16 protein-coding genes, 1 pseudogene and 1 riboswitch are annotated in these 24,203 nt (G+C 68.3%); of the genes and pseudogenes, 9 read left to right on the top strand and 8 right to left on the bottom strand.

Annotated features, from left to right (window positions below):
• Positions 1-5: 5 nt before the first annotated feature.
• The 3 genes from lspA to F8S13_12635 are packed head-to-tail and all read right to left on the bottom strand — an operon-like array spanning position 6 to position 1,598.
• Positions 6-533, bottom strand: a complete 528-nt coding sequence (lspA, locus tag F8S13_12645) for a signal peptidase II (protein KAB8143077.1) — start codon at positions 531-533, stop codon at positions 6-8.
• Positions 530-892, bottom strand: a complete 363-nt coding sequence (locus F8S13_12640; protein KAB8143076.1) for a conjugal transfer protein TraR — start codon at positions 890-892, stop codon at positions 530-532. Before F8S13_12640 ends, lspA begins: the two co-directional genes overlap by 4 nt.
• 58 nt (positions 893-950) lie before the next feature.
• Positions 951-1,598, bottom strand: a complete 648-nt coding sequence (locus F8S13_12635) for a hypothetical protein (GenBank protein KAB8143075.1) — start codon at positions 1,596-1,598, stop codon at positions 951-953.
• A gap of 332 nt (positions 1,599-1,930) precedes the next feature.
• Positions 1,931-2,061: riboswitch (SAM riboswitch) on the top strand.
• A 145-nt stretch (positions 2,062-2,206) separates the two neighbouring features.
• Here F8S13_12635 and F8S13_12630 point away from each other — a divergent pair.
• The 3 genes and pseudogenes from F8S13_12630 (at position 2,207) to F8S13_12620 (ending at position 7,563) form a co-directional block, all read left to right on the top strand.
• Positions 2,207-3,607, top strand: a complete 1,401-nt coding sequence (locus F8S13_12630) for an aminotransferase class V-fold PLP-dependent enzyme (GenBank protein KAB8143074.1) — start codon at positions 2,207-2,209, stop codon at positions 3,605-3,607.
• A gap of 294 nt (positions 3,608-3,901) precedes the next feature.
• Positions 3,902-4,816 (top strand): hypothetical protein, encoded by a 915-nt coding sequence (locus F8S13_12625; protein ID KAB8143073.1) that lies wholly within the window; start codon positions 3,902-3,904, stop codon positions 4,814-4,816.
• A gap of 2,639 nt (positions 4,817-7,455) precedes the next feature.
• Positions 7,456-7,563: pseudogene (locus F8S13_12620) on the top strand (single-stranded DNA-binding protein).
• A 472-nt stretch (positions 7,564-8,035) separates the two neighbouring features.
• Here the strand turns inward: F8S13_12620 and F8S13_12615 are convergent.
• Positions 8,036-10,387, bottom strand: coding sequence for an XRE family transcriptional regulator (locus F8S13_12615; protein KAB8143072.1), 2,352 nt, complete (start codon positions 10,385-10,387; stop codon positions 8,036-8,038).
• A 41-nt stretch (positions 10,388-10,428) separates the two neighbouring features.
• A complete protein-coding gene (locus F8S13_12610; protein KAB8143071.1) occupies positions 10,429-10,881 on the bottom strand; it encodes a hypothetical protein in 453 nt (150 codons plus the stop codon).
• A gap of 666 nt (positions 10,882-11,547) precedes the next feature.
• Here F8S13_12610 and F8S13_12605 point away from each other — a divergent pair.
• Together F8S13_12605 and F8S13_12600 are read left to right on the top strand one after the other, a co-directional pair.
• Positions 11,548-13,782, top strand: a complete 2,235-nt coding sequence (locus F8S13_12605) for a glycosyltransferase family 39 protein (GenBank protein KAB8143070.1) — start codon at positions 11,548-11,550, stop codon at positions 13,780-13,782.
• A gap of 466 nt (positions 13,783-14,248) precedes the next feature.
• Positions 14,249-14,461: a hypothetical protein gene (locus F8S13_12600; GenBank protein KAB8143069.1), complete on the top strand. Its 213-nt coding sequence runs from the start codon at positions 14,249-14,251 to the stop codon at positions 14,459-14,461.
• A gap of 100 nt (positions 14,462-14,561) precedes the next feature.
• On the opposite strand, the gene eda is transcribed toward F8S13_12600, so the two are convergent.
• Positions 14,562-15,203 (bottom strand): bifunctional 4-hydroxy-2-oxoglutarate aldolase/2-dehydro-3-deoxy-phosphogluconate aldolase, encoded by a 642-nt coding sequence (eda, locus tag F8S13_12595; protein ID KAB8143068.1) that lies wholly within the window; start codon positions 15,201-15,203, stop codon positions 14,562-14,564.
• A 67-nt stretch (positions 15,204-15,270) separates the two neighbouring features.
• Positions 15,271-17,112: a hypothetical protein gene (locus F8S13_12590; protein ID KAB8143067.1), complete on the bottom strand. Its 1,842-nt coding sequence runs from the start codon at positions 17,110-17,112 to the stop codon at positions 15,271-15,273.
• Positions 17,113-17,383: 271 nt separating this feature from the next.
• Between F8S13_12590 and F8S13_12585 the strand changes: the two genes are divergently transcribed.
• The 4 genes from F8S13_12585 (at position 17,384) to F8S13_12570 (ending at position 22,126) form a co-directional block, all read left to right on the top strand.
• Complete coding sequence (locus F8S13_12585; protein KAB8143066.1) at positions 17,384-18,448, top strand: B12-binding domain-containing radical SAM protein; 1,065 nt, start codon at positions 17,384-17,386, stop codon at positions 18,446-18,448.
• A 186-nt stretch (positions 18,449-18,634) separates the two neighbouring features.
• Positions 18,635-19,951, top strand: a complete 1,317-nt coding sequence (locus tag F8S13_12580; protein KAB8143065.1) for a hypothetical protein — start codon at positions 18,635-18,637, stop codon at positions 19,949-19,951.
• Positions 19,952-20,215: 264 nt separating this feature from the next.
• Complete coding sequence (locus F8S13_12575) at positions 20,216-21,595, top strand: monooxygenase (protein KAB8143064.1); 1,380 nt, start codon at positions 20,216-20,218, stop codon at positions 21,593-21,595.
• A gap of 135 nt (positions 21,596-21,730) precedes the next feature.
• On the top strand, positions 21,731-22,126 hold the full coding sequence (locus F8S13_12570) for a hypothetical protein (GenBank protein KAB8143063.1): 396 nt from the start codon (positions 21,731-21,733) through the stop codon (positions 22,124-22,126).
• Positions 22,127-22,705: 579 nt separating this feature from the next.
• Here F8S13_12570 and F8S13_12565 read toward each other — a convergent pair.
• On the bottom strand, positions 22,706-24,181 hold the full coding sequence (locus F8S13_12565) for a rhamnulokinase (protein KAB8143062.1): 1,476 nt from the start codon (positions 24,179-24,181) through the stop codon (positions 22,706-22,708).
• Positions 24,182-24,203: the final 22 nt, after the last annotated feature.

Raw genomic sequence — 24,203 nt, 5'->3', positions numbered from 1 at the left:
CGCCCCTACGAGCCCTGCTCGCCCAGCGCGGCCTCGTCGGCCACGGGGGCGGCGGGCTGCTCATCGCCCTTGATCGTCAGGTAGAGCGCCATGGCCACCACGCCGCAGCTGATGCATGCGTCGGCGAAGTTGAAGATGCCCGGAAACCATGTCACGTGCACGAAGTCGACCACGTAGCCCTGCCGCACGCGGTCGATGATGTTGCCCACCGCGCCGCCGATGATCGCGCCCAGGCAGATCTGGATGAGCGGGTTGTGGTGCGGCAGGTGGTAGCGGTAGAAGTACAGCGCGCCGATGCTGATCAGAATCGAGGTGAAGGTGAAGAACTGCGGGATGTTCTGGAACATGCCAAACGCGACCCCGGTGTTCCGCACATAGGTGAACTTCAGCCAGTCGCCAAGCAGCGGCACGCTGGTGCCTGGGACATCGCCCAGAAGCTGCAAGATCCAAACTTTTGTCAGCTGGTCGAGGATGACCACCACGATGGCGATCAGCGCCGGAACCAGCCAGATCCGTGGGAGACCACGCGTCACGTATTTTTCTCCTGCTCCACAAGCTGTTGGCCTTCAATTGTATAGCGGGCGTAGGGCAGCGCCTCAAGCCGCTCAAGCGGGATCTGCGCGCCGGTGCGCTCGCACACGCCGTAGGTGCCGCGCGCGATCCGCCCCAGCGCCGCGTCGATCTCGGCGATCAGGTCGCGCTCGTTGCTGTCGAGCGCCATGTCGCGCTCGCGCAAAAAGGCGTCCGAGGCGCTCTCGGCGGGGTGGTTCGAGACCCCGTAGCCATCCTGCTGATCGTCGCTGGCGGTGACTAGCCCATCCTGGCGGGCGGTCAGCTGGTCGCGCTCGCTCTGGAGGCGCTGGCGGAAGTGCTCAAGCTGCTGCGTGTCCATAGGTTCGCTCCATCATCTCTGGTGCCGCGCGGGCTGCGCGGCGGCGGGTGCGTGCGCATCACGCCGTGTCGACCGAGCGGTACCCGGCGATGCCCGATGGCGCGAACGTCTCGGCGAGCGAGTGGAGCAGGGCGGCGACGATCGTCAGCTCGTCGCGCAGCGCCTCGCGGATGGTCTCGGGCTGGCGGTTGCTCCAGAGGTCGCTCAGATCGGTCACGTTGGTGCCGATCAGCTGCACGTAGGCCTGCACCGGGCGGTCGTTGCTCAGCCGGTAGCCGCGCCTCACCTCCACCGCGATGTACTCGGCGGCGGTGAAGAGCTCGGGGGCGATCTTGCGGATGGCGGCGCGCACGGCGGCGTGGAAGGCCCGCGAGAGATCGGTGTCGTTGCGCTCGGCCTGCTGCCGCACATCGATGGTGTAGGTCCAGGTTAGCTCGGTGACACCTGGCGATATCTGCACACCCTCGGCATGCAATTGCTGTGCCGGGCTCCATGTGAAGCTGACCTCGACCCAGGGCACCGTCACGCCCTCGCCCAGCGGCTCCGGGTGCTCGGGGAAGAGCTCGGCGCGGTAGGTGCGCTCAAGCACCTCGGGGTTGATCGTCTCGTTGATGGTATGCTCGTGCAGGCCCACGAACGCCCACGCATCTTCGAGACCGGCGGCAAGTTCTTCGTATGTGATCACAGAGTATCCTGTTCGCTGTATTTTGACTCTCTATTGTACTGCGAAGCAGGGGTGGCGGCAACTAGGTGCGGCGGCTTTTCTCGGGCCTATGGGTGCTCGTTCGGCAGCGCGATTTTACCACCAAGACTCCAAGACCCCAAGGGACCACGGGAACGAATTATATGCTTTGCCGCCGACAGCGGGTGCGCATGGGCGCGATGGATGCGGCGTAGATTGCATCGTCATACCCCCATTATTTGTGCTTCCTTGGTAGTTTGGTGCTTTGGTGATAAAACGGTCGCTTGTGCTCAAAATGGCAATTTGACAAAGTTTTGCAAGTATACTATGATAGTTTTAGTTAACAACTTTATAGACGCTTATCCAGAGAGGCGGAGGGACCGGCCCTATGAAGCCTCGGCAACCACCTACCAGCGCGGCGCACCACATGTGCCCTAGCGCGGCGGGAATGGTGCCAAATCCGGCAGCGACGACTGGAAGATGAGCGGCGAGTCCTGGATACTGGCCCCTTCCCACTATGGAAGGGGCTGTGTGTTTTCTGCGGCGGCCTGCCACATCCCCATCTGCGGCCCTCCCTCGCTGGATCAAGCGCCTACCGCTATCGCGCCAGCTGCTGAAGGGAGCCGACCGCTATGAGTTCACACGCCACATCCGCCGCATCGTTCGATCTGAGCGCCCAGGTGACCGGGCACGACAACCAGGTGCCGCTGCTGGATGGCAGCTGTACGCGCCCGATCAACTTCGACCACGCCGCCAGCACCCCCGCGCTGCGCTCGGTCCACGAGACGGTCAACAAATTCCTCAGCTGGTACAGCAGCGTGCACCGTGGCACCGGCTTCTCCTCGCAGATCTCCACCGCCGCCTTCGAGAACGCCCGCACGATCGTGGGCGGCTTCGTGAGCGCGCGCCCCGACCAGCACGTGGTGATCTTCGGGGCCAACACCACCTGGGCAATCAACAAGCTGGCGCGGCGGCTGGCCTTCCGCCCCGGCGAGGTGGTGATCACCAGCGAGCTGGAGCACCACGCCGACGATCTGCCGTGGCGGCAGGTGGCCCGCGTGGCCTACATCCGCGTGGATGAGCGCGGCCAGCTGGATGAGGATCACCTGGCCTACCTGCTGAAGCAGCACGAGCGCCGCGTGAAGCTGGTGGCGATCAGCGGCGGCAGCAATGTCACCGGCACGCTGCCCAACATCCACCGCATCGCCGAGCAGGCCCACGCGGCGGGGGCCAGGATCGCGGTGGACTGCGCGCAGCTCGCGCCCCACCGCGCGATCGACATCGGCGACCTGGATGACCCGGCCCACCTGGACTATGTGTCGCTCTCGGCCCACAAGCTCTACGCCCCGTTTGGCACCGGCGTGCTGATCGGGCGGCGCGACACCTTCGCCAACGGCACGCCCGAGACCGTGGGCGGCGGCACGATCAAGGTGGTGACGCCCAGCGACATCATCTGGGCCGATGCGCCCGCCCGCGACGAGGCGGGTACGCCCAACGTGGTGGGCGCGGTGGCGCTGGCCGCCGCCGTGCAGGCGCTGGAGCGGATCGGCATGGACAATGTAGCCGCACACGAGGCGGCGCTGACCGCCGCGCTGCTGGAGCGGCTGCCCGAGGTGCCCGGCATAAAGATCTTCGGCGATACCGACCCGGCCAACGCGGCCAGCCGCCTGGGCGTGGTGCCCTTCCAGATCGAGGGTGTGGACCACCGCCTGATCGGCGCGGTGCTGAGCAGCGAGTACGGCATCGCGGTGCGCAGCGGCGCGTTCTGCGCCCAGCCCTACCTGCGCCGCCTGCTGAACCTCTCGGACGACGAGCTCTCCTGCGAGCCGACATCCAAGCCGGTGGGCCTGGTGCGCGCCAGCGTGGGCCTGGCCAACACGCTGGAGGATGTGGATGCGCTGGTGGCCGCGCTGCACACCATCGCCAGGGGTGAGCACCGTGGCACCTACGAGCTGGACACGCACGAGGGCGTGTTCCGCGCCCAGGGCTGGCAGCCCCGCCTGGAGGACTACTTCGACCTGTTTGCGGCCTAGGCTTTACACCCTAACGTAGATGGTGGCAAAAAGGGCAGGGCAACCTGCCTTTTTTGTAGGGTCTATGCGTTCTGTCTGCGCTTTGTTTGCGTTTTGGCAGCTTGGGGCAAATCGGTTTTTTCCTTTGTGCCTTCGGGTCTTCGTGGTACATAGAGTCTGGTGCTGCTTGGTGTTTTGGTGGTTAAACCGTTCTGCCGAATGAGAACGCATAGCCCTGGCCCTTTTTGCACCCTGTTTTCTCGCGCCGTTCGGTGGTATCATTGGGCTGTATCCGCCGCCCAGCCCTCAAAATGCATGACACGAACGCTGCGCGAGCTTTTTGTCGATAGAACCCGCCAGATCGACGCCTTCCAGAAGATGATGGATGGCACCTCCCCGCGCCGAATCATGGTTCTCACTGCCGGGCCTGGGATGGGCAAGAGCTGGCTCATCCACACCTTCGAGCAGCTGGCGCAGGCGCGCAGCCTGCCGCTGGCGCTGTTCGACTTTGCCGATGGCAATGCCTACGACGCCCTCACCCTGATGACCAAGGGCCGCGACCTGCTGGGCGCTGGCGGCTTCGCACGGCTGGCGCAGGCGCTGGTGGATGCTGCCACGCCCCACGTGCAGGTGGATGTAGTCGGCGCGCCTGCGCCCGCCCCGATCAACCTGAGCAGCGCGACCGTGGGCGGCGATGTGACGATCAGCCAGGGCAACACCACGATCACCGGCAACACCTTCAACATCCAGACCAGCGACCCGCTCATCCGCCGCGCCATCGAAGATCGTATCACCAGCGTGTTTTTTGAATGCCTGGCCGACCTGAGCCAGCAGCAGCGCGCCGTCTTCCTGTTCGACAGCTACGACCGGCTGAGCAGCGACGACGATGGCTGGGCAGCCAGCCCGGTAAACCGCTGGGTGGTGGGCGAGCTGCTGGCCCGCATGCGCGATGGCCGCCTGCCCAACGTGATCGCGGTGCTGGCCGGGCGGCGCGCGCCCAGCTTCGGGGTCGAGTGGAATGATGTGCTGGGCCGTATCTCGCTGGATGCGCTGTCGGATGACGATGTGCGGGTGTACCTGCGCGAGCGGCGGGGCCTGGGCGTGATCACCGACGCCGAGATGCTGCGGCTGAGCCAGGCGATCGGCGGCAACCCCTCGGTGATGGGGATCGTGGGCGACAACCTAGAGCAGGCCAATGGCGCGAAGGCCACCGCCGACGACCAGTGGTAGGGCGAGGAGCCGGGGAGAACAGTGATGTCGGACGATCTTGATGTTTCCTGCCCGAACTGCGGGGCGGCCAACCCGCCCGACGCCCTGCGCTGCCGCCAGTGCGGGCGCGAGCTGGCCCCCCAGGGCGCGCAGGCGGTCTCGGCGCTGAGCCGTGAGATCGACCGCGTGACCGACCCGCTGCTGGCGCTGGGCGCGATGGCCCCGCGCGAGCTGATCGGCACCTCCATCCAGCAGATCCTGGCATCCGCCGGGCCAAAGCAGGCCGATGTGCTGCGCCGCGCGGCCATCCCGCGCTGGTTCGACGAGGGCGTGCTGGGCGTGCTGCGCGAGCGCGACGACGGCAACGACCGCGTGCTGGAGCTGCTGCGCGGCTACAGCTTCGTGCGCCCGATGGATCAGGCCCGCTACGCCTACCACGACGAGGTGCGCGAGGCGCTGCTGGATGAGTGGCGGCGCGATGACGCCGAGGGGTTCGCCCAGATCAACCGCGACCTAGCGCGCTACTTTGGCGATCTGGCGGTGTCGCTGGCCCCGGCCACCCCGCTGCCGCGCGGCCTCGCCCAGCAGACCGTGTGGGTGGCGGTCAGCGGCTCGTGGGATATCTACCGCCGCGAGGCGCTCTACCACCAGCTGGCCGCCGACCAGCATGCCGGCATGGATGCCCTGCTGCTCGCCTTCGGCGAGGCCGAGGCCGAGCACCAGCTGGGCGAGGCCGAGGCCCTGCTGCAGATCCCGCGCGACATCCCGCTGGGCGAAAGCTGCACCTACAAGCTGCATTTTATGCGGGCGCGCTTCGAGAAGGCCTCGCTGGCCCTCGACCAGGCCGAGCTGCACCTGAGCGAGCTGCTGCGCATAGCGGATATGGACGCCATGCTGCGCGCCCAGGTGCAGCAGGCCCTCGGCGAGATCTACGTCGAGACCGCCCGCTGGGTGCAGGCCACCGAGATCTACCACCGCGCGCGGGCCACCTACGAGGATCTGGGCAGCCGCGAGCATGCCGCCGAGATCTGGCGGCTGCTGGGCGAGGCCTACCAGGCGCTGGGCGCGAGCACGGGCGGCTGGCATGTGCCCGCCTACCCGCGCAACCCGCTGCTGCGCGGGCTGGCCATGCTCTGGGATTGGCTGATGTCGCTGCCGTTCTACCCGCTGCTGCTGCTGATCCGCTCGGGCGACGAGGTGCTGCCCAGGCCGCGCTACTTCGCATCCTACCAGAACTGGACGCTGATCTGGCTGTTCCGCGCCGCGCTCTCGTGCTACGAGCGGGCCATGGCCGCATTCCGCGAGCTGGGCGACGACGTGGGCATGCTGCGCACTGAGCGTCAGATCGCCGATATCGTGCGGAAATTTGGCTACCCCGAGCGCGCGCGGGCGCTGCTGGCCTCGGCCAAGGCGCGGCCAGCGGCCCAGGATGCGCATACGCGGGCCTGGCTGGATGTGGTGGTGGCCAAGTCGCTGATCAACCAGGGCAGGCGCGCCGAGGCCGAGCAGATGATCGGCCAGCTGATCGCGGTCTTCCGCGAGCAGAGCGACTTCCGCCTTGAGGCGGTGGCGATCGGCATGCAGGCCCAGCTGCTGGCCGACGCCCAGGACTACGAGCAGGCGCTGGCACGCTACCGCGAGTGCCTGGCCTATGTGCGCAGCTGGGGCTATGTGGTGGGCCGCGAGCAGCTGCTCTACCACTTGCGCATGATCCGCCGCCGGGTCGGCCCCGGCGAGGTGGCGCAGCAGATCGCTGCCATCCTCGCCGCCGAGCCAGAGAAGCAGTATGTGGCCCGCTTCCCCAACTCGCAGCTGCCGCTGCTGCGTGTGCTCTCGGTCATCGCCCTGCCCATGGCCATGCTGGTGATGGCGGTGTTCGCGCCCAGCGCCACGATCACGCGGGTGGCGCAGCTGGCCACGCTGCAGATCACATTCGATCCGCTGCGCAGCCTGGTGGTGCTGGCGGTGCTGCTGGTGCTCTATGGTGCGATCTACGCTGTGGTGGCGGTGGGCGTGATCTCGTTCGTGGCGCTGGGCGACCTGAGCCGCGAGCAGCCCGATCTCTTCGTGACGGACACTGAGGGGATCGCCTACTACAATGCGCGGGGCGAGCTGAGCCAGCACTTCCGCTGGCGCGATGTAGGGCGCTGGCTGCGGATCGAGCGCAAGCTGTGGAGGATGCCGATGGCGCTGCTGACGGGGGCATTTCTGGAAAATCGCGTCGGCGATGATATGCACATCGAGGGCATCACCGGCTGGTTCACGAGCCTGCAGGAGGATATCGACACGCGGCTGCAGGCGGTGCGCAGCCCGGTGGAGCCAGAGCACTATGGCTTTGTGGTGCTGCGCAGCCGCGCCGGGGCTACGGCGGCGGCGGGCATGGTGCTGCTGGCGATCTTCCTGGCCGATCACGCCGCAGGTGCGCCGCTCGCCAGCGTGCTGCCCGCGCCGATCTACGTGGCGCTGGCGCTGCTGGCCTTTAGCGGCCTGCTGACCGTTGGGCCGGTGGTCTACTGGGTCGGCATCATGCCGATGGCCATGCGCCGCGTGCTGGGCATCCGCGACTACTTCCCCTTCGCAGCCGTGGCCGCAGGCGGGCTGATGCTGGCCGCCGGGATGCTGGGCATGGTGCCGCTGCTGCGCCCGCTCAACATTGGGCTGGCGGTGAGCGGCGCGGCGGTGGTCGCCTACGCCCTGGGCCAGCTGGCCCAGCTGCCCAGGCACCTGATCCGCGCGGCGGTGGCGGCGGCGGTGGTGGCGGCGGCGGCTGGCTACGTGGGCATCCAGGGTATCTCGACCTACAACTTGCTGATCTCGCAGGTGGAGGCCGAGCGCGCGCTGGATGTGCTGCCCGCTAGTGTGCAGGAGCACGCGGCGGGGGCTGCGATCCAGGCGGGCGACCGCGTGCTAAACAATAGCGATGCGACTACGATGGAGCAGGCCCAGGCCTACCTGAGCCAGGGCAACGCCTACTATGCGGTGGGCGACTACGACCGCGCATGGGAGGCCTACACGCAGGCGCTCAGCCTCTACGACCAGGTGTCGGGTGACCAAGCGGCCAAGGCCAAGGCGGCGGCGCTCTACAACCGCTACATGGTCTGGAAGATGCGCGGCGGTCGACCGAACGCCGCAGATGTGACCAACCCCGATCTGCGCGCGGCCTGCGATCTGGCCCCGCAGATCAGCGCCGAGTGCGTGCTTATCCAGTCCTATGATGATGGGCGCTGATCTCGAACCTGCCTATCCCCGCGCCGTGCGCTGCTGGCTGTGGCCGAGCGCCTCGGCCACGATCTGCGCCAGCGGTGCGCTGCCGCCCTCGGCCCAGGCCGCCGCCGCCTGCCGCCCGTCGAGCGCGGCCACCACCTCGGCTCGCCAGCGGTCGTGGGTGGCCTGCTCGCTGGGGCTGAGCGGCATCGCGACCGCGCTGAAGATCGCCTCGGCGGCGGCGTAGAAGCGCGCCGCCTGCGCCGGATCGCCAGCGTGGATCGACACCACCGCCTGGGTGGTGAGGTTGAACGCGATCTGCACCTGGTTGCCAAGCTCCCACGCGAGGCCGAGCGCCTGCCTACCCAGCCGCTGCACCTGGGCGATATCGCCGGTGTGGATGGCGGTGGAGGCGAGGCAGAGGCTTGCCATCGCGACGCCCAGCGGGTAGCCGATCTGCTCGTAGATCGCCAGGCTCTCGCTGAGCAGCGGCGTGGCTACCGCCGCATCGCAGCGGTGCACCCCCACGATCCGCCCGATGTTCAGCAGCATATTGGCCACCCGCTCGCGGTTCCCCAGCGCGCGAAAGTCCGCAAGCGCCTCGCGGAATAGCTCCTCGGCGCGATCCAGCCGCCCCACGGTGTAGGCCAGCTGCGCCATCTCGGCCAGCGATTCGGCCAGGTAGCGCGGGTCGCCGAGGGCGCGGGCGGCGGCCACATGCTGCTCGGCCAGGTCGGTGGCGCGGGGCACATCGGCCTGGTCGACCGCCATCATCAGCGCGCCGTGCAGCGCGTGGATGCGGGTGCGGTCCAGCGGGAGCGCCACGCTCGCCTCTAGCGCCGCATCCAGCCAGCGCCGCCCCTCCTCGAACAGGCTGCGCACCTTCCAGAAATCGGCCAGCTCGCCTGCCATCGCCAGGGCCTGGGCCGCGTCGTCGCGCAGCAGCCAGGCCAGCGCGACGCGAATGTTGTCGTGCTCGATGTTGAGCCGCCGCAGCCAGGCGGCCTGCTCTGGCCCGAGCAGCTGGGGCTGGCCCTGCCGCACCATGGCGGCGTAGGCGCGTGCGTGGCGTCGGCGGGTGGGGGCAGACTCGTCGCCCGCGTCGAGCCGCTCCAGCGCGAACTCGCGGATCGTCTCAAGCATGCCGATGCGCGGGTTGATCTCGGGGCTGTCGGAACGCGGCGGCAGCACGTAGAGTAGGCTGTGGCTCACCAGCGCGAAGACGATCGCATCCACCTGGGCCTGCGGCTCGGCGCACACCTCCGCGATCATGTCGAGGGTCGCGCCGCCGCTGAACACGCCGATCTTCTGAAACATGCGCCGCTCGTCGGGGGCCAGCAGCCGGTAGCTCCACTCGATGGTGCTGCGGATGGTCTGCTGGCGGCTTGGCCGATCGCGCCCGCCGGTGAGGAAGGCGAGCCTGCGGTCGAGCTTGGCCAGCAGCGCCTGGGGCGGGAAGAGCTTGATGCGCGCCGCCGCAAGCTCGATAGCGAGCGGCAGGCCATCGAGCTGGTAGCAGATCTCGGCCACGGCGGCGGCGTTCTCGGCGGTGATCTCGAAGGATGGCCGGGCGGCGCGGGCGCGGGCGCGGAACAGCCGGATGGCCTCGTACTGTGTGAGCTGGGGCAGCGGCGGGAGGCGCGCGCGGTCGGGCAGGCCCAGCGGGGGGATGGGCAGCTCGTGCTCGCCCATCAGGCCCAGCGCGATCCGGCTGGTGGTCAGCGCCTTCAGCCGGGGGCACGCGCCCAGCAGGGCGGCCACATCGGCCCCGCCATCCACCACCTGCTCGAAGTTGTCGAGCAGCAGCAGCGCCGCGTCGCCGCGCAGCGCCTCGGCCAGCTGCGCCAGCAGCGGCCCCGCGCCGCGCGGCAGGGCCACGGCCTGGGCGATGGCGGCCAGCACCAGCGCCGGGTCGGACACCGGTGCGAGGTCGACAAACCACACCCCGCCGGGGAAGCTGCTCTCCAGCAGCGCGATGCTCTCGACCGCCACGCGGGTCTTGCCGGTGCCGCCCGGCCCGGTGAGCGTGACCAGCCGCACGTCGGGGCGCAGCAGCATGCCGCGCAGCTCGGCCAGCTCGCGCTCGCGCCCGATCATGCCGGTGAGGTGCGTGGGCGCGCCGTGGCGTGCGTTCGCGGCGGGCAGCACGGCTGGCGCTGGGCCGGTGCCGCGCGCGAAGGCTACGATGGCGGCGACCTGCTCCTGCTCGCCACCGAGCACCATGGCCAGCCGCGCCGCCAGCTGCTTGGATGGGCGGGCGCTGCCGGTTTCGATATTGCGCAGGGTGCCCAGGGCGCATCCGGCCTGCTGCGCTAGCTCGGCCTGGGTGAGATCGAGCTTTTTGCGCTGCTGCTGGAGCCATCTGCCAAACGGGATCGTTGCGGTCACGGGTGTTCCTTCGCTCTGTGCTTGTTTTGCCTAACTATTATCTAGTGAAGAGGGTGCAGCTGCAGCCAGGGCATCCTGCGGCGCAGCTCGGCGTGCAGCTGGCTGTTCTGCGGGTAGCCGAAGCCCGAGATCGGGATGCTGTAGCGGATTGGCTCGCTGGCGGCGATCGGCGGGCGCAGGCGCTGCTCCCACTGGCGAAAGTCGGTGTTGTTCGGGTTGAAGTACATGTTCATCATGTAGCTCATCAGCGTGCGGTCGATCGACTTGATGTTCCAGTAGGGCGCGGTGAAGCGCACCCCTGGCGCGTCGTACTCTAGCGCGGCGGGCGAGAAGATGAGCATGCGGCTGCCAATGTGGTCGTGGAAGATCGCGCTGGTGTCGCCGGTGCTGGCGGCCTGCTGCGCTGGCCCGGTAGCCAGCAGCGGCTGGCGGCAGCGCTTGCAGATGCTGCGCTCGCGGATGTTCGGCAGGCCGCAGTGGGGACATGGGATCATGGGTTGCTTCCTTGATGTGCGGATGTAGGCAGCGTTCCCAGCGGTTGGTGCTTCTTTGCTCATGGATACTGCGACGTGTGCTCATAGACGTGTGCGCCTATCGTAGCACATCTTCCCTGCCCTACGGTGGCGACCCGCAGATGTGCGTGCCAGGCCATGCCGAACACAGGTACGCCTGATGGTGTCTCCCCCTTGGCGGCAATGCCGCGCCAGCGATGCGATCCGTTCCGTAGGGGCAAGCCTCGTGCCCACCCACGCTGTCGTTGTTGCGCACATCGAACGCCCATGCGGTTCGGGCGGCGCAGAGCGTAACGGAACGCGCCGAAATCATCGGATTCGGGATTCGATGATTTCGGCGCATGGCGATGGGGCGGGCACCAGACCCGCCCCTACACCCGTTGGAGATCATTGCAGGCATCGGATCTGGGGCGATGACCGCAATGTGGGATTGTTGTTGCTCCCTCCCCGCTCGGCCCATGTGGCGTCGTATTCAGACGGGCTACGCAGAAAAGTGCCATTTGCCGCACCACATCCGCACACATGCCAAACAGTATCTTTATAGCTTCTGAACATCGAGCCGCTATCCTTCACAGCGGAACAAGATCGGTCTGCCAGGGTGAGGCAAGGGCGCATCCCCACGCCGCAGAGCGTTGATCATACCAGGCAATGTTGGCGTGCGAGCACTGGGCTGGCGCGCCGCGAGAGGGGACAGAGCGTATGGCAGTCACACGTGAGACATTTCGCGCGGGCGAGGAGCGCGCGGCGCGGCGGGTATCGCGCCTGCCGTTCGGCCTGAGCTGGACCGCGCTGGCCCTGCTGGGCATTGTGGCGCTGGCGGCGGCGCTGCGCTTCGGCAACAGCGGCGCGATCGGCCAGGCCAACACCTACTACACGGCGGCGGTGGAGGCCATGCTCCAGTCGTGGCACAACTTCTTCTTCGTGTCGGCGGAGCCGGGCGGCTCGGTCTCGGTGGACAAGCCGCCAGTGGGGCTGTGGCTCCAGGCGATCTCGGCCTACTTCCTGGGTGTGAACGGCTTCGCGGTGGTGCTGCCGCAGATCCTGGCGGGCATCGGCTCGGTGCTGGTGCTGTTCCATCTGGTGCGGCGGTCGTTTGGCAGCGTGGCGGGCCTGCTGGCCGCGCTGGCGCTGGCCGTCACGCCGGTGGCTATCGCGGTGGAGCGCAACAATACGCCCGACGCCACGCTGATCTTCACGCTGCTGCTGGCGGCCTGGGCCTTCCTGAAGGCGGCGGAGGCCAAGCGGCTGCGGTTTCTGATCCTGGGCGCGGTGCTGGTGGGCATCGGCTTCAATATCAAGATGATGCAGGCGCTGCTGCCGCTGCCCGCCTTCTACGCGATGTACCTGTTCGGCTCGGAGCAGCGCTGGTGGAAGAAGATCCTGCACCTGGGGCTAGCCACGGCGGTGCTGGTGCCGGTGGCGCTCTCGTGGGCGATTGCGGTGGACATGACGCCCGCCGACCAGCGGCCCTATGTGGGCAGCAGCTCGTCGAACTCGGAGATCGACCTGATGGTGGGCTACAACGGCCTCCAGCGGCTGCTGGGCAACCGCAGCGGCTGGTCGTGGCAGAGCATCTCGCAGATCTTTAGCCGCACATCCTCGGGCGGTGCCACGGCGGGTGCCGCGCAGCCCGATGGCCAGAGCGCACCGAGCGCACCGGGCCAGATGCAGCCGCCGAGCGGCCAGAGTGGCGCCGATGGGCGGCAGGGCCGCGCTGGCCAGGGCGGCTTCCCGGGTGGCGGGCAGGGCTTCCCGGGCGGGCAGGGCGGCCCAGGTGGCGGTGGGATGGGCGGCGGCAACATGTTTGGCACGGGCAACCCCGGCGTGCTGCGCCTGTTCCAGTCGGGGCTGGCGGCCCAGGTGAGCTGGATGCTGCCCTTCGGCCTGATCGCGCTGGCGGCGATGGCTACGGCGGCGTGGCGGCGCGATCAGATCGTGCTGCGGCGCGGGGTCATCCTCTGGGGCGGCTGGCTGCTCACCTGCGTCGTGTTCTTCAGCGTGGCTGGGTTCTTCCACCAGTACTACCTGGCGATGCTGGGCGCGCCGCTGGCGGCGGTGGTGGCGATCGGCGCGGTCTGGATGTGGCGGCTCTACCGCCAGAGCGGGCGGCTGGCGGCGGCGCTGCTGGCCGGGGCAGCGGCGGTCACGCTGGCCTACCAGGTCTACGCGGTGAACATGTACGGCTCGCTGAGCTGGTGGGTGGTGCCTGCGGTGGCGCTGGCGGCGCTGGGCGCGGTGCTGCTGGTGGCGGGCCTGTTCGTGGATGGGCGGCGGCTGCCCCAGGCGGCCTTCGCGCTCATCGTGCTGGGGCTGCTGGTCATCCCCGGCGTGTGGTCGGGCCTCACCACGGCCTACGCCAACACCAGCGGCGCGATGACCCAGGCATACAGCGGCCAGAGTGGGCAGGGCGGCCCAGGCGGCATGGGCCGCGACGGCGGCAGGCGCGACGGCGCGTGGTCGAGCGGCCAGCAGCCCAGCGCGCCTACCCAGGGCGATGCGGCGCAGAGCGGCGGGAAGCAGTCGCTGGTGGCCTACCTGCAGGAGCGCACGCAGGATGTGAAGTACCTGCTGGTGGTGCCCAGCTCGCAGGCGGGCGCGGAGTATGTGCTCCAGACCGGGCGGCCCGTGCTCTACGCGGGCGGCTTCAGCGGCAGCGACCCGGTGATCGACGCCGAGGGCCTGGCCAAGCTGGTGGCGCAGGGCGATGTGCGCTACGTGCTGTGGGGCGGCGACCGCGGCGGCCCGGGCGGCGGTAGCTCCGGCATCACCAGCTACCTCCAGTCATCCTGCACGGTGGTGACGGATGCGAATGTGGACATCAGCGGCGCGCGCGGCGGCCCGGGCGGCGGGGCCTCGACCCTGTACGCGTGTGGTGTGAGCTAGGGCGGCGCAGCGTCGGCGATGGGCGTGGCATGCATCGCGTGTCTGCCCGATGCACGCGGCGCAATACCATGCGCACGATGTGGGCGGGCACGAGACCCGCCCCGACGTCGGCGATGGGCGTGGCGCACGTGGCGTTCATGGTGGGCGGGCACGAGACCCGCCCCTACGTCGGCGATGGGCGTGGCATGCATCGCGTGTCCGCCCGATCACATAAAAGAGCCAGTACAATCGGTAGAAAAAGATCAAACATGCGATATATCACGATATATACTCTATTTTTCATACTATGAGCTATATTCACAAGATACTATAGGCGGTTTTGAAAGTGAAATGATGCCGTAGATATATGTGTGTGTTAAGAATAGTTTGAGATTAAAGTCATATGGTCAAAAATACTCGGTAATAATCATGGAATACCGTGTAGATTGATAGAATGGCGCGTAGATTGACTTAAGGTCAGGGGGAAGTGACCGAAGGCCAGGGGGAAACGACCGAAGGCCAGGGGGAAGTGACCGAAAGTCAGGGGGAAATGACCGAAGGTCAGGGGGAAACGACCGAAGGTCAGGGGGAAACGACCGAAGGTCAGGGGGAAACGACCGAAGGTCAGGGGGAAACGACCGAAGGTCAGGGGGAAACGACCGAAGGTCAGGGGGAAACGACCGAAGGCCAGGGGAACTGACCGAAGGCCGCGCATCCGGCCCTGGGCGAAGATGCGCCGAGCGACCGTAGGCAATGTTTGGAGCGTTGCCAGCGGTCGCTCGGTTTGGGGTAGCGATAGCCTACCCCGCTCGCGCCCGCTCTACCACGGCGCGGGCCTCGGCGGAGAGCCGCGTGATCTCGTCGAAGCGACCGGCGGCGATCAGCTCGGCGGTGGCCATCCAGCTGCCGCCGCAGGCCACCACGTTGGGCAGCGCCAGGTACTCGGGCAGGTTGGCGGGCTTGATGCCGCCGGTAGGCATGAAGCGCACGTCTTGGTAGGGGCCGTGCAGCGCCTTGAGCATGCGCACGCCGCCCGCCTCCTCGGCGGGGAAGAACTTGAGCAGGCGCAGGCCCCTGGCCAGCGCCATCTGCACCTCGGTGGGCGTGGCCACGCCGGGCAGCATCAACACCGCGTGCTCGCGGCTCCAGTCCACCACGGCGGGGTCGAAGCCGGGCGAGACGAGGAACTTTGCCCCGGCGTCCGCCGCCTGCTGGGCCTGGGCCACATTCAGCACGGTGCCCGCGCCCACCAACAGCTCGGGCACCTCGCGGGCGATCTGGCGGATGGCCTCGGCGGCGGCGGCGGTGCGGAAGGTGATCTCGGCGCAGCCCAGCCCGCCCTCAAGCAGGGCGCGGGCCAGCGGCACGGCGTCCTCGGGGCGGTCGATCTTGATGACGGGAACCAGGCCAATCTGTCCCAGCGCTGCGGTGATGGTATCCATGGGCGTCTCCTTTGTCGTAAAAATGGCGTGTCCGCATTATCGCACGGCTGGCGCGGCGCGCTGCGGCCTATGGCTCGGTCTTGAGGGCGCAGCGGAAGCGCAGATCGAGCACTTGGTCGGCACGGTCGGTCAGCGCACGCAGCCGCAGGCGGTAGGCGGTGGTGGGTGTGCCTAGCAGCCCGAACGAGGGGATGGGGTCGACGGTCGGCTCTAGCAGCGCGGGGTCGAAGCGCAGCGTCACGTTGCCCAGGATGCCCTCCCAGGTGGCCGTGCCCTCGGCAAGGGTGGGCTTGCGCAGGCTGATCAGGCACTCCTCAAGCGAGGTCGGCGGGGCGCTCAGGCGGAAGCTGTCGCGCAGCACCATGGTGGCCGCCTGGGCCTCGTGGTCGATCTGCCAGTCGAACGAGCGAATGAGCGAGTCAAGCTCGTCGCTGGCGTAGGCGTGGGTCAGATCGAGCACAAAGCGCACCCCGGCGGGCTGCCGCTCGTAGTGCAGCACCCGGGCATCGTACCTGCGGCCCACCTGCTGGGGCTGGCCGTTGATCAGCGGCACCGAGTGGCCGTAGGAGCTGGCGTGGATGTCCTCGTAGCGCTGGCCGCCGAAGTACTGGCGGGTGTAGATGCCCGGCCCGAGGTCGGCCAGCAGGCTCTCGCCGCCCACGTGCAGGATGAAGTGGCCCAGGTCGTTGTGGTTGTGCGGCTCGCCGTTGTGCCCGCCCTTGGCCGAGAAGGCCAGCGCGCGGCCCTGCAGCATGCGCCGCTCGACCACCCAGCTGAGGTCGGGCAGGTAGTACGACCCGTCGCCGATCTGGCCGCCCAGCGCCGCGTCCTCGCTCCACAGCAGGTCGCGGCTGATGTGGCCCCAGCGGTAGCTGTGGTCGTAGCGGAAGCTGGGGGCGGGCAGCCCCGAGAGCGGCTGGCCGAAGCGCCGCGCCAGGTAGCAGCCCAGGCCGGGGTGGTAGCGGGCGCGCTCGGGCGTGTCGGCGTAGTTGATGTAGGTGCCGTTGCCCAGCGCCACCGCCAGCGGGAAATCGGCGATCTGCTGGATCTTCTCGCCCTGCAGCAGGTCGAGCCGCCCGCCGGTGAAGCGGGCCAGCGCGTCGGCGAAGTAGACATAGAAGGCGAACCCGTAGCCCCAGCCCTCTACGCCCTCGATGAAGCCGCCATCCTCGCTGAATCCCTCGATGAAGCTCTCCAGCGTCTGCACCACTCGTCCAATGATCCCGGCCAGCCGCTCGCGGTCATCCTCGATCGCCAGCGCGGTCATGCCCACGCTGCCCGCGCATGCCCCCGCCCAGTTGCTGTGGGTGTGCTCCCAGTGGAAGGGCCGCACGTCGCTGGCGAAGGGCTGGAGGATGCGCTCCTCCACCTCGCTGCGGATGCGGTGGCGCAGCCACGGGCTGAGCCGCTCGCCCAGCAGGGCCAGCAGCTCGGCCAGGGCGTGGCCGGTGTGGGAGGAGAAGATGTCGATCACCTGCCGGGGCGGGCGGGTGGCGCGCGCTGCCTCGTGGCCGAGCGGCAGGTGCGCTGGCAGCGCCCAGCTGTGCTCGTCGCAGATCGCCCAGATCAGGTCTTCGAGCGCGGGCAGTGGGCCGTCATCCCCGTCGACGGCCACGGTTAGGGCCAGGGCCAGCAGCCGACGGCGGCGGTCGAAGTATGGCTCCTCGTAGGTGTAGCGCTCGCCGGTGGCCTCGAACATACGGAACTGGCTGAAGGTGAGCGCTGGCGGCGGCGTGGCGCTGGCGCGGGCCGCCTCCTCGCGCATTTTGGCCAGGAAGGGCTGAAGGTGCGGCGCGGCGCGCAGCTGGCGCAGTCGCCCGGCGTCGAGCAGCACGTCGAGCGGGAAACCGGCGGGGCGCGGCGGTGCGGCCTTGATGGCGCGGTAGATAGTGTGGAAGCTGGGCAGCATGCGGTCGTTGTGCTCCTGGTGTTCCTATGGCTGGCGCGTGACGCGCGGCGGGCTGCCCGGCCCGCCGCGCAGATCGATGCGGTCGGTGCGCAAACTATACCACGCCCTGCCGCCGGCGGCGCGTGGCCGTTGGGCATGCGGCGCGGCGCATATATGCTGGCTAGGGGCGGTGGCAAGCACTTGCGTGAGGTCGCATGCGCATCTAAGGCGTTGTGATGTGCTAGGCGTAGCTCTATGGTGTTGCGGTACCCAGCCGACCAGGAGACATGTGATGCGCGTAAAACTCATCCTGCCCTCCCTCACCGAGGCGCACAGCCCATTCTTCCGCCCGGTCAAGTACTCGCTCTTCCCACCCCTTGGCCTCGCGACGCTGGCCGCCTACCTTGACCCCGATGATGCGATCGTGCTTCAGGATGAGCATGTGGAGCCGCTTGAGCTGAACGATGCGCCGCATCTGGTGGTCATCCAGGTCTACATCACATCGGCCTACCGCGCCTACGCGATCGCCGATCGCTACCGCGCCCAGGGCGCGCACGTGTGCCTAGGCGGCCTGCACGTCACGTCGCTGCCCGATGAGGCGGCCCGCCACGCCGATACGATCTTCCTTGGCCCCGGCGAGGACACCTGGCCACAGTTTCTTGCCGATTTTCGCATGGATCGCCCGCAGCCGCTGTATCGCTCCACCCAGCGCTCGCTGCTTGGCGCTCCGCCCGCCCGCCGCGACCTGATCAAGCGCCAGCTCTACCTGGTGCCAAACTCCATCGTGGTCTCGCGCGGCTGCCCGCACAGCTGCGATTTCTGCTACAAGGAGGCTTTTTTTCAGGGCGGGCGCTCCTTCTACACCCAGGCGGTGGATGACGCTCTGGCGGAGATCGACCGCCTGCCGGGGCGTCATCTGTACTTCCTTGACGATCATCTGTTTGGCAATGTGCGCTTCGCCAGCGCGCTGTTCGATGGGATGCGCGGCATGGGGCGGCTGTGGCAGGCGGCGGGCACCCTCCAGTCGGTGCTGCGCTCGGGGCTGCTTGAGCGCGCGGTGGATGCGGGGCTGCGCAGCCTGTTTGTGGGCTTCGAGACGCTGAGCCAGCAGAACCTGCGCGCCCAGGGCAAGACCCAGAACCTTGATCGCGACTACACCGCCGCCACCCGCCGCCTGCACGATCTGGGCGTGATGGTGAACGCCAGCTTTGTGTTTGGCATGGATGACGATGGCCCCGATGTGTTTGCCCGCACCGTGGAGTGGGCGGTGTCGCAGGGGATCGAGACCGCCACATTCCACATTCTGACGCCCTACCCAGGCACGGCGCTGCCTCCTTTTTCCTTCGCGTCTTCGTAGTATTCGCGCTCTTTTGTTCCTTGGTGCCTTGGAGTCTTGGTGGTGAAAAATCTTCGGCGCGCCGCGAGCATAAGGCCGTTGGGTATGCGCCAGAAGGTGACAGCGACGCCAGATTGCTCTAAGATAGGGTCGTTCTTGCATGAGTAGGAAAGCGACCGAAATATGTATAAGCGTGGCTGTGAACATATGATTGGCGACGCCCCCGAGCTGGCGTGCGCTCATCTCTTTGGGGTGGAGTACCCCGACTACTACCGCTGGTATACCGGCGAGGGCATGCGCTCCATCCTGCTCTGCCAGCAGTGCTTTGAGCAGCCCGAGCAGCGGGCGGGCACGCTGCGCCAGGTGTGCCGCGCCTGTTTCGAGCGCGTGGAGGAAGATGGTTGCCTTGAGGCGGTGGGCGGTATGCCGCAGGTGCTAGAGCGCGCCACGTCGCTGCGGTTTACCCACCGCGATCTGGCGCTGCCCGCCGATCTGCTGGGCGATGTGCTGGTCATCGCGCCGCTGCTCGGCGAGGCGCACTCGGCGTGGGTCGCGCTCACATCGTGGGGGGCGCTGGTGCGGCTCGACCTGGGCGCGGGCACGGCGCAGACCCTGGCGCGGCTGCCGCAGGGCGCGCTCGACCTGGCCGCCCCGCTGTCGCTCCACATCGCGCCCGACGGGCGGGCGGCGGCGGTGGCCAATACCTACGGCAGCTCCGGGCGGGTGGTCGATCTGGCCAGCGGCGCGGTGACGATGGAGCTGGATCGGAAGAAGTACCACGTGGATGTCTGCCAGTTTCCGCTGGGCTTCTTCATGCACGGCGGGCGGCTGCTGCTCATCCACGCCACCGACTGGAATCGGCTGGATGTCTCGGACCCGCTTACTGGTGAGTTGCTGACGCCGCGCGCCTACGAGAAGCCCGAGCCGACATCCGATAAGCAGGTGCAGCCAGAGCACTACCTCGACTACTTCCACGCCGGCCTGCACGTCTCGCCGGATGGCCGCTGGGTGGCGGATGCGGGCTGGGTCTGGCACCCGGTGGGCATCGTGCGCACGTGGAGCCTTGCCGACTGGCTGGGGCAGAACCCGTGGGAGTCGGAGGATGGCGCGTCGGAGCGGCGCTTGACCTATGCGCACTACCTATGGGATTCGCCGATGTGCTGGGTGGGCGATAGCACGCTGGCGATCTGGGGCGTGGGGGCGGATGAGGAGGTAATGCTGCCCGCCGTGCTGCTCTTCGATGTGCCGAGTAGCACGCCCACCCGCGCCTTCGGCGGGCCGCAGGTCGCCCCGCACAGCGGCTGGCCGCCCCGCGTATCGCGGCTGGGCTGGCTGGCCTACGACCGCTGGCTGTTCGCTATCTCGCCCGAGTGCGGCACGGGCGTGTGGGATGTGGCCACGGGCGAGCGCCTGCACCACGCTGCTGATTTCGCGCCCACGGCCTATCACTCCGGCGCGCGCCAGTTCCTCACGGTGCTGCCGGGCGGCGCGCTGCGCCTGAGCGCGCTGGAGGGCGAGGCCTAGCCGCCGAGTGCGCCATGGCTTGCAGATGCCTGCATCCACCGCGTCTGCAAGCCATGGGCATTTTTCGGGTACGACGGTGAGATGATCGGGCGTCATTCCGCTGTATCAGAACAAGTTGCCCTTGCAGACCTATGTATTCGCTGGGTGTTACAGGTATACTCCCCTCATCCGACAGCGCGAGCCTGGGCAGCGCTCCACAAAGGCCAGCAGGCTCTGCCGCTTCTGTCACCGGCACAAGAGAAGAAGGATATGAGGAGTAGCAAGATGACGCACACTGGACGCCACGCGGTTGTGATCGGCGCGAGCATCGGCGGGCTGCTGGCGGCCCGGGTTCTATCCGACCGCTACGAGCAGGTGACGCTGCTGGAGCGCGACAGCTTCCCGGCGGCGATCGAGCCGCGCAAGGGTGTGCCGCAGGGCCGCCACGCCCACGGCCTGCACGCCCGTGGCCGCGCCATCCTGGATGAGCTGTTCCCCGGCTTCACCCAGCAGATGGTCGCCCAGGGCGCGGTGCAGGCCGATATCTCGAACGAGATCCGCTGGTACGCCAACGGCGGCTTCCACCAGCCCACGCCCAGCCACCTGCAGGGCCTGATGATGAGCCGCCCCGGCATCGAGGAGGGCATCCGCGCTCGCGTGCTGGCCCTGCCAAACGTCAGCGCGATCGAGCAGTGCGATGTCGAGGGCATTGTGGCCACGCCCGACGGCGGGCGGGTGACGGGGGTGCGGCTGGTGCGCCGCGCCGAGGGCAGCGCCGAGCAGGTGCTGGAGGCCGATCTGGTGGTGGATGCCAGCGGGCGCGGCTCGCGCAGCCCGGCCTGGCTGGCCGCGCTGGGCTATGGCCAGGTGGAGGAGGAGCGCGTCAAGATCGATATGGGCTACACCACGCGCTACTACCGCCGCACCCCCGAGCAGCGGGCGGGCTACGTGGGCCTGGCGATCGCCGGAGCGCCGCCGGATGGCCGCAATGGCGTGATCATCGCGCAGGAGGGCGAGCGCTGGGTGGTGACGCTGGGCGGCTATAACGGCGACTTCGCCCCGCTCGACCCCGAGGGCTTCCTAGAGTTCGCGCGCACCATGCCCACGCCCGAGATCTACACTATGATCAAGGACGCCGAGCCGATCACCGACCCGGTGCCCTACCGCTTCCCGGCCAACCAGCGCCGCCACTACGAGCGCCTCTCGCGCTTCCCCGAGGGCTACATGGTGTTTGGCGACGCGATCTGCAGCTTCAACCCGGTCTACGGCCAGGGCATCACTGTGGCCGCCAACGAGGCGCTGGCGCTGCAGGCCTGCCTGGCCGAGGGCGCGCAGCGGCTGGGCCTGCGCTTCTTCCAGGCCATCGTGCCGGTGGTGGATGCGCCCTGGCAGGTGGCGGTGGGCAACGATCTGCAGCTGCCCCACGTGGAGGGCAAGCGCACGGCCATGGGCCAGTTTATCAGCTGGTACATCGGCAAGGTGCATATCGCGGCCCGCACCGACTCGGCGGTCTCGATCTCCTTCCTGGAGGTGGTGAACATGATGGCCCCGGCCACCAGCCTGCTCGCGCCGGGCATGCTGGCCCGCGTCATCCGGGGCAACCTGGCCCAGCGGCCTGCCCACGCCGCGCCCGCGCCGCAGGTGGCCGCGCCCGCCAAGGCCTAGCCGATAGTAGCCCAGCCGAGGTCGCTACCCCGAGCCGAGCAGGCACCTGCTCGGCTCGGTCTTTGTGGGGTTGACGCGCTATGCTCTTTTATTGTATTATTTTTCACATACTTCTCAGCGCGCAAAGGAGCGGCTATGATCCTCTCGCTGGTCCTCTCGGCCATTGGCATCCTGATCGCCTGGATCGCATGTGATACGCTGCTGCACCGCTTTCTGCTGCACCCGCTCTACGCCGAAAACCCCAGCCTCTGGCGTCCGCTCGACCAGATGAATATGCCGCTGGTCTACGCGGTGACGTGGGTGCTGATCGCGGTGTTTGTGCTGACCTACTGGCTGCTGATCAGCCCCAAGTCGCTCGGCGCTGGGCTGCTGTTTGGCGGGCTGCTGGGCTGCGCGCTAGGCGTCGGCTCGGGCTTTGGCACCTACATCCACATGCCGGTGCCGCGCGGCCTGGCGTGGGGCTGGTTCCTGGGCGGCTGGCTGAAGGGCCTGCTGGCCGGGGCCATCCTGGGGCTGCTGGTGGCGGGCTGATGTGGTGCGCCTGCAGCACCGCTGGGTCGTTGGGCGGACGGGCAATGGGAGAAGCATTGCCTACGCCCGCTTTTCATCTACCCCTCGCGCCTTCGTGGTTCATGTTTCTCTCCGCCCCTTGGTGTCTTGGAGCCTTGGTGGTAAACCGGTCTCTGTTTCTTCGTTCGTCGGGCCGACCGGCTTTGCTTTGATGATGATGGTTCCTTGTGGTTGATGGGTGGATGCCCTGCGCGGGCGGCGGCTAGGGGCCAGCCCCTAGCGACCCCGCGATGGGGCTACGCCCCCTTCGAACCCCCAATTTGAGGCGTTCCTATGCTGGTCGCTGGCGGCTGGTGTTCGTGCATATGGCCATCAAGACTATAGCGGCACCTTCGCCGCATGGGCCAGGTGGGTAGAGCTGGCCCATCGCCATTGTTTTCTCTTGGTGTCTTGGAGCCTTGGTGGTAAACCGGTCTCTGTTTCCCCTCCCCGTTCGTGCCTTCGCGCCTTCGTGGTTCATGTTCCTCTCCGCCCCTTGGTGTCTTGGAGCCTTGGTGGTAAACCAGTCTCTCCTCCCCTCGTGTCTTCGTGTCTTCGTGGTTAATGCGTCCCCTCGCGGTAGAGCGCCGCCTGTGCCGCGCCCCAGTTGGTGCCGGGGCGGGGCGCGTAGGTGCGCTGCGGTGCCGAGCGGGCCACCGCGGCGCGGCCCGCCTGGATGCTTGGCAGCGCGCCGCTGGCCACGGCCTGCACCAGCATGTTGCCCAGCGCGGTGGCCTCGACGGGGCCTGCCACCACCTCGCGCCCGCAGGCGTCGGCGGTGAGCTGGCAGAGCGTGGCGTCCTTGGTGCCGCCGCCCACCATGCGGATGGTGCGGATCTGCCGCCCCGTGAGCGCCTCGATCTGCTCGATCACACGGCGGTAGGCCAGGGCCAGGCTCTCCATGCAGCAGCGCACCACCGCGCCCGCGTCGGCTGGCTCGGGCTGGCCGCTGCGGCGGCAGTAGGCCCGGATGGCGGCGGGCATGTCGCCGGGGCTGAGGAAGTCGGGCGCGTCGGGGTCGACCAGGCTGCGCAGCGGCGGCGCGGCCTCGGCCAGCGCGCCCAGCTCATCCCAGCCGTAGGTGCGGCCCTCGCGCTGCCACTGGCGCTGGCACTCCTGCAGCAGCCACAGGCCGCCCACGTTCTTGAGCAGGCGGATGCTGCCCGCCACGCCGCCCTCGTTGGTGAAGTTGAGGTGCTGGGCCTGCTCGCTGAGGATGGGCGCATCCAGCTCGACGCCCACCAGGCTCCATGTGCCGCTGCTGATGTAGGCGCTGTGCGCATCCAGGCCGGGCACGGCGGCCACCGCGCTGGCGGTGTCGTGGGTGGCGGTGGCGTAGACTGGGGCGGCGTGGCGCAGGCCGCACGCCGCCGCCAGCTCGGGGCGCAGCTGGCCCAGCGCGGTGCCGGGGGCCACCACATCCGGCAGGATACGGGCGGGCACGCCCAGCGCGTCGAGCAGGTCGCCCGCCCAGCACCGCGCGCGCGCATCCAGCAGCTGGGTGGTGGATGCGTTGGTGTACTCGGCCACCAGCTGGCCGGTCATCCAGTAGTGGAATAGGTCGGGGATGAGCAGCAGGTGCGCGGCGTGGTCGAGCGTGCGGTCGCCGTGGGCGCGCATGCTGGCCAGCTGGTAGAGCGTGTTGATCGGCATCTGCTGGATGCCGGTGCGGGCGTAGACCCGCTCGGGCGGCAGGCTGCGCGCCACCGCGTCGGGCATGCCTGCCGTGCGCTGGTCGCGGTAGTGGTGGGGGTTGCCCAGCAGCCGCCCGGCCTCATCCAGCAGCGCGTAGTCCACCGCCCATGTGTCGATGCCGATGCCATCCAGCGGGGCATCCAGCAGCGCGGGCAGCTTGGCCAGGCCCGCCGTCACCTCGTGCCAGAGCCGCAGGATGTCCCAGTGCAGCCCGGTAGGCAGCTGCACCGGCGTGTTGGCGAAGCGGTGGATCTCCTGCGCCTCCAGCCGCCCGTCGCCCAGGCGGCCCAGGATGAGCCGCCCGCTCGATGCCCCGATGTCGATCGCCAGAAAGGTGTGCATGTGCTTGCTCCGTTGCAGGCGG

The sequence above is a fragment of the Chloroflexia bacterium SDU3-3 genome (assembly GCA_009268125.1).
GTDB lineage: Bacteria > Chloroflexota > Chloroflexia > Chloroflexales > Roseiflexaceae > SDU3-3.
This window is presented reverse-complemented; position numbering and strand designations above follow the sequence as displayed.